The organism is Anoxybacillus tepidamans PS2, from assembly GCF_000620165.1.
Taxonomy (GTDB): Bacteria; Bacillota; Bacilli; order Bacillales; family Anoxybacillaceae; genus Anoxybacteroides; species Anoxybacteroides tepidamans_A.
Window position 1 is genome coordinate 1 of record NZ_JHVN01000036.1, and the last position, 12,139, is coordinate 12,139.

At 41.4% G+C, this 12,139-nt stretch carries 10 protein-coding genes, 10 tRNA genes and 1 rRNA gene; all 21 read left to right on the top strand.

The window, feature by feature from the left end; translation table 11 throughout:
* Nucleotides 1-241 precede the first annotated feature (241 nt).
* Nucleotides 242-358 (top strand): 5S ribosomal RNA (gene rrf, locus N667_RS0116925).
* Between the two features lie 12 nt (nucleotides 359-370).
* Nucleotides 371-445, top strand: a tRNA-Asn gene (locus tag N667_RS0116930).
* A gap of 1 nt (nucleotide 446) precedes the next feature.
* A tRNA-Thr gene (locus tag N667_RS0116935) sits at nucleotides 447-519 on the top strand.
* Between the two features lie 16 nt (nucleotides 520-535).
* Nucleotides 536-607 (top strand) — tRNA-Glu (locus N667_RS0116940).
* 13 nt (nucleotides 608-620) lie between these two features.
* Nucleotides 621-696 (top strand) — tRNA-Val (locus N667_RS0116945).
* A 186-nt stretch (nucleotides 697-882) separates the two neighbouring features.
* Nucleotides 883-958, top strand: a tRNA-Thr gene (locus N667_RS0116950).
* Between the two features lie 11 nt (nucleotides 959-969).
* Nucleotides 970-1,054 (top strand) — tRNA-Tyr (locus N667_RS0116955).
* 133 nt (nucleotides 1,055-1,187) lie between these two features.
* Nucleotides 1,188-1,262 (top strand) — tRNA-Gln (locus tag N667_RS0116960).
* A gap of 165 nt (nucleotides 1,263-1,427) precedes the next feature.
* Nucleotides 1,428-1,500, top strand: a tRNA-Lys gene (locus N667_RS0116965).
* Between the two features lie 7 nt (nucleotides 1,501-1,507).
* Nucleotides 1,508-1,579: transfer RNA gene (locus N667_RS0116970), tRNA-Gly, on the top strand.
* Between the two features lie 16 nt (nucleotides 1,580-1,595).
* Nucleotides 1,596-1,668, top strand: a tRNA-Ala gene (locus N667_RS0116975).
* Between the two features lie 142 nt (nucleotides 1,669-1,810).
* Entirely contained in the window at nucleotides 1,811-2,713 is a 903-nt protein-coding gene (gene rocF / locus N667_RS0116980; protein ID WP_027410618.1) for an arginase, read from the top strand.
* 143 nt (nucleotides 2,714-2,856) lie between these two features.
* Nucleotides 2,857-3,420 carry an RNA polymerase sigma factor SigW gene (sigW, locus tag N667_RS0116985; protein ID WP_027410619.1) on the top strand — a complete coding sequence of 188 codons (564 nt, stop codon included), beginning with the start codon at nucleotides 2,857-2,859 and terminating at the stop codon, nucleotides 3,418-3,420.
* A 13-nt stretch (nucleotides 3,421-3,433) separates the two neighbouring features.
* Complete coding sequence (locus tag N667_RS0116990; protein WP_027410620.1) at nucleotides 3,434-4,036, top strand: anti-sigma factor family protein; 603 nt, start codon at nucleotides 3,434-3,436, stop codon at nucleotides 4,034-4,036.
* A gap of 100 nt (nucleotides 4,037-4,136) precedes the next feature.
* Complete coding sequence (gene cdaA / locus N667_RS0116995; RefSeq protein ID WP_027410621.1) at nucleotides 4,137-4,958, top strand: diadenylate cyclase CdaA; 822 nt, start codon at nucleotides 4,137-4,139, stop codon at nucleotides 4,956-4,958.
* Nucleotides 4,951-6,189 (top strand): YbbR-like domain-containing protein, encoded by a 1,239-nt coding sequence (locus N667_RS0117000; protein WP_027410622.1) that lies wholly within the window; start codon nucleotides 4,951-4,953, stop codon nucleotides 6,187-6,189. Before cdaA ends, N667_RS0117000 begins: the two co-directional genes overlap by 8 nt.
* 18 nt (nucleotides 6,190-6,207) lie before the next feature.
* Nucleotides 6,208-7,554: a phosphoglucosamine mutase gene (gene glmM / locus N667_RS0117005; RefSeq protein ID WP_027410623.1), complete on the top strand. Its 1,347-nt coding sequence runs from the start codon at nucleotides 6,208-6,210 to the stop codon at nucleotides 7,552-7,554.
* A 394-nt stretch (nucleotides 7,555-7,948) separates the two neighbouring features.
* Nucleotides 7,949-9,751, top strand: a complete 1,803-nt coding sequence (glmS, locus tag N667_RS0117010; protein WP_027410624.1) for a glutamine--fructose-6-phosphate transaminase (isomerizing) — start codon at nucleotides 7,949-7,951, stop codon at nucleotides 9,749-9,751.
* 183 nt (nucleotides 9,752-9,934) lie between these two features.
* Nucleotides 9,935-10,066, top strand: coding sequence for a hypothetical protein (locus tag N667_RS20370; RefSeq protein ID WP_269528365.1), 132 nt, complete (start codon nucleotides 9,935-9,937; stop codon nucleotides 10,064-10,066).
* Between the two features lie 572 nt (nucleotides 10,067-10,638).
* Nucleotides 10,639-11,052 (top strand): hypothetical protein, encoded by a 414-nt coding sequence (locus tag N667_RS0117020; protein ID WP_027410625.1) that lies wholly within the window; start codon nucleotides 10,639-10,641, stop codon nucleotides 11,050-11,052.
* A gap of 356 nt (nucleotides 11,053-11,408) precedes the next feature.
* Nucleotides 11,409-11,780, top strand: a complete 372-nt coding sequence (locus N667_RS0117025; RefSeq protein WP_027410626.1) for an SH3 domain-containing protein — start codon at nucleotides 11,409-11,411, stop codon at nucleotides 11,778-11,780.
* Nucleotides 11,781-12,139 lie beyond the last annotated feature (359 nt).

A 12,139-nucleotide genomic window follows, 5' to 3' on the forward strand; every position in this document is an offset into this window, starting at 1 on the left:
GTGCAGCTGACGGATACTAATCGATCGAGGACTTAACCAATTCGAAAAGTGGAGCAAGCTCGCTTGCATCCATAGGGCGTTCAAGCTTCTGGCGGAAAAGTCGATAGACTTTGACAGAAGAAGCGGAAACGACCGTAGGATGCAGCTTGCGGAACTAGACAACACGAAAAGCGGAAGCGCCACAAATCCTTTCTTCATCACTCACTGTTATCTAGTTTTGAAGGAACCATCCTTCAGACCGTCTAGTGACGATGGCGGAGAGGTCACACCCGTTCCCATCCCGAACACGGAAGTTAAGCTCTCCAGCGCCGATGGTAGTTGGGGCTAGCGCCCCTGCGAGAGTAGGACGTCGCTAGGCTAAACAACATATTCCGCAATAGCTCAGCGGTAGAGCAACCGGCTGTTAACCGGTAGGTCGTAGGTTCGAATCCTACTTGCGGAGCCATGCTTCCATAGCTCAGTAGGTAGAGCACTTCCATGGTAAGGAAGAGGTCACCGGTTCAAGCCCGGTTGGAAGCTTGTATGTATCATTTTTGGCCCGTTGGTCAAGTGGTTAAGACACCGCCCTTTCACGGCGGTAACACGGGTTCGAATCCCGTACGGGTCACTTCTCTTCTTTCGGAGGATTAGCTCAGCTGGGAGAGCACTTGCCTTACAAGCAAGGGGTCGGCGGTTCGATCCCGTCATCCTCCACCATATACTATAAAAAAGGTAGAGTAAAATTTTATAGGGCCGGCTTAGCTCAATTGGTAGAGCACGATCGAAAGATCTTCTTCGATTAGGCTACAGCGTACCACTCGAGCAGCTGCTTGATAAGCTTTCTGAGAGTGGGACGACGTGAATATCGAGCGAGTTAAGTGAAGGTAGGTAAAAATGTATAACGCCGGCTTAGCTCAATTGGTAGAGCAACTGACTTGTAATCAGTAGGTTGCGGGTTCAAGTCCTGCAGCCGGCACCAGCTAAGTTGATGGAGGGGTAGCGAAGTGGCCAAACGCGGCGGACTGTAAATCCGCTCCCTGTGGGTTCGGCGGTTCGAATCCGTCCCCCTCCACCATTGATACATATCATAGAGCAAAGATGTTATTTCGCCATTTTATGTTGAGATAACTTTTTTATTTTGACTACTTAAGAAGTTTTTTATAGGATTTCCTCAATCATTGCATCAATGTTTATTTATATGATATCGTTGGGCTATAGCCAAGCGGTAAGGCAACGGACTTTGACTCCGTGATGCGCTGGTTCGAATCCAGCTAGCCCAGCCATACTTATTATGAGCCATTGCTTAGTAGGTAGGGCGCGATCGGAATTGCTTCTTTGCTTAAGCTACAGTGTGCAGCTCGAGACGTTGCTTGAATAATCATTCTGAGAGCGGGACGTCGTAAGATTAGCGAGCTTTACCTAAAATTTTTATAACAATTTCGAATAATGAGCCATTAGCTCAGCAGGTAGAGCATCTGACTTTTAATCAGAGGGTCGGAGGTTCGAGTCCTCCATGGCTCACTTTTTTGCGGAAGTAGTTCAGTGGTAGAACACCACCTTGCCAAGGTGGGGGTCGCGGGTTCGAGTCCCGTCTTCCGCTTCACATGAATGATTATGGGGCCTTAGCTCAGCTGGGAGAGCGCCTGCTTTGCACGCAGGAGGTCATCGGTTCGATCCCGATAGGCTCCATATTTAGACTCCTTAAATCTATAGATTTAAGGAGTTTTTTATTTTTATACAGGAATAAATATTCAAAAAAGTGTCGAGTTGAGTCAACGTTCATTTATTCGATACAATATAGACAGTATGAAAGGGGAAGGAGAGAGCTATCATGAGAAAAATATCAATTATCGGTGTTCCAATGGACTTAGGTCAAACACGTCGTGGCGTGGATATGGGGCCGAGCGCCATGCGTTATGCTGGTGTTATAGAGCGACTAGAGCGCCTCAATTATGAAATTGAAGATCTAGGTGATATTTCGATCGGAAAACCAGAGCGTTTGGATGATGAAGGTGTACGATTGAATTTACGCAATTTGAAAGCGGTTGCGGAAGCTAATGAAAAACTTGCTCAAGCAGTAGATGAAGTCATTCAAAAAAGACATTTTCCACTTGTTTTGGGTGGTGACCATAGTATTGCTATTGGGACATTAGCAGGGGTCGCGAAACATTATAAAAATCTTGGTGTGATCTGGTATGATGCGCATGGAGATCTAAATACGGCAGAAACATCCCCATCAGGAAATATTCATGGTATGCCGCTTGCTGCTAGCCTTGGATTGGGTCATGAGGCACTTACTCATATTGGCGGGTATAGTCCGAAGGTGAAGCCTGAAAATATTGTTTTAATTGGTGCACGCTCGCTTGATGATGGAGAGAAGAAGTTAATTCGTGAAAAAGGCATTAAAGTATATACGATGCACGAAATTGACCGCCTTGGCATGACTAGAGTCATGGAAGAGACGATTGCCTATTTAAAAGAACGCACGGATGGTGTGCATTTATCATTGGATTTGGACGGATTAGATCCGCATGACGCACCAGGAGTCGGTACACCAGTTATTGGCGGTATTACGTATCGTGAAAGCCATTTGGCCATGGAAATGCTAGCTGAAGCGCAACTTATTACTTCTGCAGAGTTTGTAGAGGTGAACCCTATTTTGGATGAGCGAAATAAAACGGCTTCTGTCGCAGTAGCATTAATGGGTTCGCTGTTCGGTGAAAAATTAGTATAAATTCAATTTGTACAGCAGACGAAAAAATCGCCTGCTGTTTTTTTCTGTAAATGTGTTAAAATAAATAGGGCGTTTAGAAGTGAAACTTTTTTTGTTTTAGAACGTATATATAATATCCGCAATGGGCGGGGGTATTACGGATTATGGATATATTTGTTAAAAATAGGATTAAAGCAATTCAAAAGGGAGATCAAAATGCATATGCCGAAATTGTTGAGCTTTACAAAGATAAAGTATACCGTCTATGTTATCGAATGCTTGGCAATCGGCATGAGGCGGAAGATGCCGCCCAAGAAGCTTTTATTCGGGCATATGTGAATATAAATACGTATAACCCAACGATGAATTTTTCGTCGTGGCTTTATCGTATCGCTACGAATTTGTCTATTGATAAACTGCGCAAAAAAAAGCCAGATATTTATTTAGATGAAGAAGTTAGCGGTACAGAAGGGCTAACGATGTATTCCCAGCTTCCTTCAAAAGAAGCTTCTCCGGAAGATGCAGTAGAAAGTTTGGAACTACAAGAAACGGTTCAGAAAGCTATTGAAAAACTTCCGGAAAAATATCGGAGCGTCATTGTGTTAAAATATATTAATGATTTATCATTGCAGGAAATCAGTGAAATTCTTGATCTGCCAATAGGAACGGTCAAAACAAGGATTCATCGCGGAAGAGAGGCACTGAGAAAGCATTTAGGCCATTTATAAGGGGGGAATATAGATGAGATGTCCAGACCAAATTATTAAGTGGATGCATGATTATTTAGATGGCGATATTACCCCAGATGATGAGAAAAAACTAAGGGAACATTTACAACATTGTCCAGAATGTTCCCATCATTTCAATAGTTTAAAGAAGACGATTGCCTTGGTTCAACACACGGCTCCTTTTGCCCCGTCTGCTAATTTCACAGCGAATGTCATGGCGAAACTTCCAAAGGAAAAGAAGCGAATTCGGTTCGGGAGATGGTTACAAAATCATCCGTTTATCACGGCTGCCTCTTTATTTGTCGCTTTGACGATCGCAAGCCTCCTTACAACTTGGAATAAGGAGCAGCAGTTCTCCGTTTCTACAAGAGAAAATGTCATTATTCGGGATCATACGGTGATTGTTCCGAAGGGTAAGACAGTAGATGGGGATATTGTTGTGCGTAACGGAACGATTAAGATCGAAGGGAGAGTAAACGGCAACGTCACTGTCATTCATGGAGAAAAATATTTAGCGTCTGCCGGACATGTCACAGGTAAAGTGGAAGAAATTAATGAGGTATTCGACTGGATTTGGTACAACGTAAAAAGCGTAGTGAAAGATGTATTTGAATGAAAAAAGCCATCCTTTTGATGGCTTTTTTCTATATATGATATAATAGAAGAGTTGTATAAATAAAATATATTGGAATTAGAATGATAAAGGAAGTGTGAGAATGCCTTTTGGAGAGCTCCCGGTGTTGAGTTATTTAAGTAAAATTGTCGATATTCTTCTTGTTTGGTACGTTATTTATAAATTAATTATGGTCATTCGCGGAACAAAGGCTGTTCAACTTTTAAAAGGAATTATTCTTATTATACTAGTGAGAATTGTTAGCAATTTTTTAGGGCTTAGCACGTTACAATGGCTCATGGATCAAGCGTTAACATGGGGATTTTTAGCGATTATTATTATCTTCCAACCAGAGTTAAGACGTGCGCTTGAGCAATTAGGAAGGGGAAAATTATTCTCCAGAAGCAGCGTACAAGAGGAAGAAGGGCAAACAAGAATGGTCGAAGCGATCATTAAGGCGACAGAATACATGGCTAAACGCCGAATTGGAGCCCTTATATCAGTGGAGCGCGAAACAGGCATGGGAGACTATATTGAGACGGGGATTCCTCTCAACGCTCAAATTTCATCTGAGCTGTTAATTAATATTTTTATTCCTAACACGCCGCTTCATGACGGTGCGGTTATTATCCAAAAAGCTCAGGTGGCCGCTGCAGGCTGTTACTTGCCATTGTCAGAAAGTCCGTTTATTTCAAAAGAATTGGGGACCCGTCACCGAGCTGCATTAGGGATTAGCGAGGTGACTGATAGCGTGACTGTGGTGGTATCTGAGGAAACAGGTGCGGTATCTGTAACAAAAAACGGGGAGCTACACCGAGACTTGACTCCAGAGCAATTTCGCGAGCTGCTCAAAAAGGAGTTAATACCAGCAACGAAGACAACTTCCTCATCCCGTTGGCAATGGAGGGGGAAGAAGCATGGATAAATTAATGAACAATCATTGGTTTATGAAAATTTTTGCTTTGTTGCTAGCGATTATGCTCTATATGTCTGTTAATATTGAGGAAAAAGAGTCAAAATCAGGAATTACGCGCAACTCTGTAGGACAGACCGATATAGAAACCGTGACGAATGTTCCGGTTGTTACGTACTATGACGAAGAAAATTTGGTTGTGTCAGGTGTTCCTAAAACTGTGAACGTAACATTGGAAGGGCCCGCCAGCATTTTAAAGCCAACAGCGTTGCAACGGGATTTTGAAGTATATGTTGATTTAACCAACTTTGAGCTCGGAACGTACACAGTTCCGATTAAGTATAAAAATATTTCTGACAAGCTAACTGTTAAAATTCAGCCGTCCACGGCAAAGGTCACCATTCAAGAAAAGGTTTCAAAAGACTTTTCGGTCGATGTTGATTTTATTCATAAAAATAAGATGCCTGATGGATATTCAGTGGAAGAACCGATTGTGAAGCCGAATGTCGTGTCGATTACAGGAGCGAAAGACGTCGTCAATCGAATAGCGCTTGTAAAAGCGAGAGTAGATTTGGATGGCGCTGTTGATACGGTGCGGCAAGAGTCAAGGGTGACTGCTTATGATCGCGAAGGAAAGATTTTAAATGTCGACATCAATCCTTCTGTTGTAGAAGTGACGGCCCCGATTAAAAGTCCAAGCAAGTCGGTACCTTTAAAGATTAATCGAACAGGGACTTTAAAAAAGGGATTAAGTATTGTTAAAATTGAAACCGTTCCGAATGAAGTGACCATTTTTGGGCCGAAAGAAAAAATTGATCCAATTGAGTTTTTAGATGGCATTACCATTAACCTAGACGAGATTACAAAAGACACTACTTTAGAAGTAAGTGTTCCTTTGCCTGACGGCATTAAAAGCGTAGATCCTCCGAAAGTAAAAATTAATATACAGGTTCAAGAAGAACAGAAAAAAACATTCAAATCCTTACCAATCCACGTATTGGGGTTGGGGGATCAGTATGAGGCTCAATTTTTAAATCCAGAAGATGGAACGATGGATGTTCAAGTATCCGGGGCTCCTAGTGTATTAAACAGCATCAAGCCAAGTGACATTCAATTATATGTGAATGCCAATGAACTAGGGGTCGGTGAGCATGAAGTAGAGGTAGAAGTCAACGGGCCGCAAAACATTAAATGGAATTTATCGAAAAATAAAATCAAGATTCGAATTAGTCAGCGAACATAATAAAGGAGAGATTCTATAATGGGTAAGTATTTTGGCACTGATGGTGTACGTGGGGTAGCGAATAGTGAATTAACGCCAGAATTAGCGTTTAAAATTGGTCGCTGCGGCGGTTATGTATTAACGAAGGATAAGGAACGTCCAAAAGTGTTAATTGGACGCGATACGCGCATTTCCGGACATATGCTTGAAGGAGCGCTTGTAGCGGGATTGCTTTCGATTGGAGCGGAAGTGATGCGCCTTGGTGTGATTTCGACGCCAGGCGTGGCTTATTTGACAAAAGCTTTAGGAGCACAAGCGGGCATCATGATTTCTGCTTCGCACAACCCTGTTCAAGATAACGGTATTAAGTTTTTTGGTCCAGATGGTTTTAAACTTTCAGACGAGCAAGAACAAGAGATCGAAGAATTGTTGGATAGTCCAGAGGATGTATTGCCAAGGCCTATCGGCAAGGATTTAGGACAAGTAAACGACTATTTTGAAGGTGGACAAAAGTATTTGCAATATTTAAAACAAACCATTGATGAAGATTTTTCAGGGCTCCGTATTGCGCTTGATTGTGCCCATGGGGCGACATCTTCGCTGGCAACGCATCTTTTTGCTGATTTAGAAGCAGATGTTTTAACAATGGGCGCTTCACCAAACGGAATCAACATTAATGAAGGTGTCGGGTCTACGCATCCAGAGGCGTTAGCCGCATTTGTGAAAGAGAAAGGAGCCGATGTCGGGCTTGCGTTTGACGGGGACGGAGATCGCTTGATTGCTGTTGATGAGCATGGCAATATCATCGATGGGGATCAAATTATGTATATTTGCGCTAAATTTTTAAAAGAACATGGCCGTTTAAAACATCAGACGGTTGTATCGACAGTCATGAGCAATCTCGGGTTTTATAAAGCATTAGAGGCACAAGAAATTAAAAGTGTGCAAACAGCGGTTGGAGACCGCTATGTGGTAGAAGAAATGAAGAAGAACGGCTATAATTTGGGCGGTGAGCAGTCAGGGCACATCATCTTCCTTGATTACAATACGACAGGTGATGGACTGTTGACGGGACTGCAGCTTGTCAATATCATGAAAATCACGAAAAAACCGCTTTCTGAATTAGCGAGCGAGATGCCAAAATATCCGCAGCTGCTTGTTAATGTGAAGGTAGCGGACAAGCATCAAGTCATGGAGAATGAGAAAGTAAAAGCCATCATTCAAGAGGTAGAGAGTGAAATGAGCGGAAACGGGCGCATTCTTGTTCGCCCGTCCGGAACAGAACCGCTCGTTCGGGTTATGGCCGAAGCTCCAACAGAAGAAGCGTGCCGCAACTATGTGGAGCGAATCGCTAACGTTATTAGAGAAGAGATGGGCATTGAATAACGACTCCCTGCCCTAGACATCCTATGCATAAATGGAACGCTGTATTCCATTTATGCATATTTTATTTTATAAAGGATATTACAGTTGACGCTTGCAAGTGATTTGCTGTAATATTGACTTTGTTGTTATTCAAGATAGAAAGGTGGGTAGGGAGTTTTATTGTTGAAAGCGCCTGAACTAAGCGGTGATCGGGTAAACGCTTAGTTGACGAGGGGGAGGTTGATCGAGTGTTCGGCGGATGCCTCCCGGCTGTTGCGATTACAGCCGCAAGTCTTTCCTTAAAACAAAGAGGCGACTCTTTGCACAAAGGGAAAGGCCTAATCGCCATATTTCATCATGAAAAGGGGCAAGAAAAGCCCCTTCTTGCCCCTTGGAAAATAGGGAGGAAATTTATATGTGCGGAATTGTTGGATATATTGGAAAGCAAGATTCAAAAGAAATTTTATTGCGCGGACTTGAAAAATTAGAATATCGAGGATACGATTCAGCAGGCATCGCTGTTTTAAACGAAGATGGAGTGCATGTGTTTAAAGAAAAAGGACGTATTGCTGATTTACGAGGGATTGTGAATCCTCATGTACAAGCCCCGCTTGGAATCGGTCACACTCGCTGGGCCACACACGGGGTGCCAAGCCGTGTCAATGCGCACCCACATCAAAGCGCGTCGCAACGTTTTACGTTAGTGCATAACGGTGTAATCGAGAACTACGCATTGTTGCAACGCGACTACTTGCAAGATGTAGAGTTGCGAAGCGATACGGATACAGAAATTATCGTACAGCTTGTTGAAAAATTCGTAAACGATGGCTTGGAAGTGGAAGAGGCGTTTCGTAAAACGTTGACACTTCTAAAAGGATCGTATGCGATTGCGCTTATTGACGAACAAAATCCGGATGTCATTTATGTGGCGAAAAACAAAAGCCCATTGCTCGTTGGTATTGGCAATGGTTTTAACGTTGTAGCGAGCGATGCGATGGCAATGCTGCAAGTGACAAACCAATACGTCGAACTAATGGATAAAGAAATGGTCATTGTGAAGCGGGACGCTATGACGATTAAAAAATTGGACGGTCAAGTCGTAGAGCGCGCCCCATATACGGCGGAGTTGGACGCAAGCGATATTGAAAAAGGAACGTATCCGCATTACATGTTGAAAGAGATTGATGAACAACCGCTAGTGATGCGCCGCATTATTCAAAAATATCAAGATGCAAAAGGTGCGTTAACGATTGATCAAAAGATTATTGATGCCGTGTTAGAAGCGGATCGTTTATATATCGTGGCATGCGGCACAAGCTATCATGCTGGATTAGTTGGAAAGCAGTTGCTTGAGAAATGGGCAAAAATCCCTGTTGAAGTGCATATTGCGAGCGAGTTCTCTTATAATATGCCGCTGTTATCTGAAAAGCCGTTGTTTATCTATATTTCACAAAGCGGTGAAACAGCGGACAGCCGCGCGGTGCTTGTTCAAACAAAAGAGCTTGGCTATAAAGCGCTAACGATTACAAACGTACCTGGTTCTACGTTATCACGTGAAGCGGATTATACGTTATTGCTTCATGCAGGTCCGGAAATTGCTGTTGCGTCTACAAAAGCGTACACAGCGCAAATTGCCGTACTTGCGATTTTAGCGGCGGTAGCGGCGAACGCAAAAGGCGTTGAACTAGACTTTAATCTTGTAAAAGAACTAGGAATTATCGCTAACGTCATGGAAATGCTTTGCGATGCGAAGGAAGAAATGGAGAAAATTGCCCGCGAATATTTAGCGACAACGCGCAACTGCTTCTTCATCGGCCGCGCCGTTGACTTCTACGTTGGGCTTGAAGGAGCATTAAAATTAAAAGAAATCTCTTACATTCAAGCGGAAGGTTTTGCCGGCGGCGAGTTGAAGCACGGCACGATCGCCTTAATCGAAAACGGCACGCCAGTCATCGCATTGGCGACACAAGAACACGTCAACTTAAGCATCCGCGGTAACGTAAAAGAAGTCGTGGCTCGCGGCGCCAACCCATGCATTATCTCCATGAGAGGTTTAGAAACGGATGAAGACCGCTACGTGATCCCAGCCGTTCATCCGGCGTTAACACCGCTTGTCTCTGTAGTGCCATTGCAATTGATCGCTTACTATGCGGCATTACATCGCGGCTGCGACGTCGACAAACCGCGCAACCTCGCAAAAAGCGTGACGGTGGAGTAATGGATAAAGGGGTTTAGTGACAAAAAAGTGTTTAAAAAACACACGTTATCGATTACGAGACGTGTGTTTTTTATTGAATATTAGGATTGTTAAATGTAATATCTAGATATTTTCTACGTCATTGTAAGTTATGTAAACATAACAGTTATAGTTTTTGCAAATACGTCAGGTAGAGGTGGTAAAATGGGTATCACGGAAACGAGTACTTATTCATCTTTTATAACAAAATGGCTGCCGATTACGATTGTTGCGGTCAGTGTGGCGATTATCGTTTTGGCCGGTATTTTTATATTTACGGCATTGAACAAGAAGTAACTGCCCTCGTTTTTTGTGGAAGAATGATCGATTCATCTTATATTTGAGAGTATATTATGTTGTTCGCCGTCACTCGATTGGGTGGCGTTTTTTATATGCAAATGACTTTTCCCGTCTACATTTTATTTAGAGGCAAGAAACTTCTTAGTGGATATGTTGAAGTTTCTTTTGTTTTAACGTAAAATTAAACAATTATTTGTAGACCTCTATAGATATCAGCTTTTTCAGTTTTAGTTAAATTTAACATCATTTATAAAATTTACCCATAAACGTATAAGCTTTATGTTATAATAAACCAAACAAATAATTGTAAAATAAGGTGATTAAAGGTTGTTTTATATACTTTTTAGTTCTACCAATAATAAAGAAGCTGCTTACTACTTACTTTGCAGTTACACTTCTACTAGTTGTGTACGACAACAATAAATTTAATAAATCAGCCAGTAGCTACCACAACTCATAGAAAGCAACGGATCAAGTAGAAAAAATGATTCCGCTAATTCTTCGAGTAAATTAACACTTGGGAAGAAACTCCTTCTCCCCGAATGTTTTAGTAAAAGAAAGGTGAAAAAATGGCGAAATATATGCTATCAAAAACAGTTGGGGTTATTTTAGGGACATTGATGGTAATAACCTCCTTTGGTTACGGCATTCTATATTTACTTGGTAGATCTTTAGGAAAAGCGCTAGGATCCAATATAGATACAACAACTAGTGATATCCCCACTTTAGTGACTTTAATGATTATTTGTATTTTAGGTGCAATAACAGGAGTCGGTTGTTTTAGGGTAAAACTTAAAGGATGGCGAATTGTGTACATCGGATTTTCCCTTTTATTAGGAATTGGTTTTCTTGTTACCTTTTTTATTTCTATAGGGGCGTTAGGGGAAAAAATACGAATTTGTGATTTTATTGATGAGCATTTTATATTTTTTATTAGCTTATTTAGTAAAAAAAGAGAAATGAAATTTAGGAGAAATTATTGAACTACGGGGGTTTTAACGGAATAAGGGGCAGGGAATGTTCAACTTTTTATAAAAACTAAACTTGAAACCGTTGAAAGAGAATCGATTTTAATCAATCTTTTTTAAAATGGATTTATTTAAGTTATAGTATTTTATAGGTTTTTGCGATGTACTTGATCCAAAACTACAGCAGCTGTCCGTGAAAAATGTCTGAGAAAAATAAAAATCGTAACCAAAAAGTGTTGGCAGCGTTTTGCACCAACACTTTTTTTATTATCTGATCAATTTGATGTATGAGATTCAGAAGATTAAATTTACAAAAAATTATGCAATTGTATAATGTAGGGAGAATGTATATTCTGTTTGGGGGTGATTTTTTGAAAAAAAGTGAGGGCGAAGTTTACCAAGTGATAAAGCAACATAAAAGCAATTACCCAAATCCAATCAAACTCTGCAAGGGGCAAACTGTTATGGTTGGTGAAAAATATAATGGAAATGAAGGATGGAAAAACTGGATTTATTGTTTCACTATTGATCATAGTTCAGAAGGCTGGGTACCAGAACAGATCATCAAAAAACAAGGCAAACAAGGGTTGATTTTAGAGGACTATATTGCAAAAGAATTAGATGTTGAAGTTGGTGAGCAACTTATAAAATGCAAAGAACTCAATGGATGGTATTGGATGAAGAAAATAGGAACATTAGAAGAGGGCTGGGTGCCGATTGAAAATGTAGAAGAATTAAAATGAGAAATTGCAATCTAAAAACCAAATCATTCCATATCCAAATTTATTGTCTTGTGGGAAAAATGGTTCTCGGCTTTATTGTAATATCAAACGCAAGAATGTGGGATTTGGAATCTCGTAGGGCCTGATTTGAAATGCCGTGACACAATAGCTGTTTAAAAAAACACACGTTATAGAGTTAACATAGAAGCCACTCTGAACGTGTGTTTTTTGCAAAGATTTTATGTGAAAAGGCGCCTGAAAGCCGGAAAATAGGCTTACATGAACCTCTCCCACCTACATTTCATTTAGAGGTGGGAGTTTCTTACTACTCGATCAAAGAAGCTTCAACGCAGAAGAAGGCGGTCTTCTTCGGCTCGATA

What these genes read in the sequence shown, in the direction of transcription:
- rocF (WP_027410618.1), top strand. Translation starts at nt 1,811, where the DNA reads ATGAGAAAAATATCAATTATCGGTGTTCCAATGGACTTAGGTCAAACA.
- sigW (WP_027410619.1), top strand. Translation starts at nt 2,857, where the DNA reads ATGGATATATTTGTTAAAAATAGGATTAAAGCAATTCAAAAGGGAGAT.
- N667_RS0116990 (WP_027410620.1), top strand. Translation starts at nt 3,434, where the DNA reads ATGAGATGTCCAGACCAAATTATTAAGTGGATGCATGATTATTTAGAT.
- cdaA (WP_027410621.1), top strand. Translation starts at nt 4,137, where the DNA reads ATGCCTTTTGGAGAGCTCCCGGTGTTGAGTTATTTAAGTAAAATTGTC.
- N667_RS0117000 (WP_027410622.1), top strand. Translation starts at nt 4,951, where the DNA reads ATGGATAAATTAATGAACAATCATTGGTTTATGAAAATTTTTGCTTTG.
- glmM (WP_027410623.1), top strand. Translation starts at nt 6,208, where the DNA reads ATGGGTAAGTATTTTGGCACTGATGGTGTACGTGGGGTAGCGAATAGT.
- glmS (WP_027410624.1), top strand. Translation starts at nt 7,949, where the DNA reads ATGTGCGGAATTGTTGGATATATTGGAAAGCAAGATTCAAAAGAAATT.
- N667_RS20370 (WP_269528365.1), top strand. Translation starts at nt 9,935, where the DNA reads ATGGGTATCACGGAAACGAGTACTTATTCATCTTTTATAACAAAATGG.
- N667_RS0117020 (WP_027410625.1), top strand. Translation starts at nt 10,639, where the DNA reads ATGGCGAAATATATGCTATCAAAAACAGTTGGGGTTATTTTAGGGACA.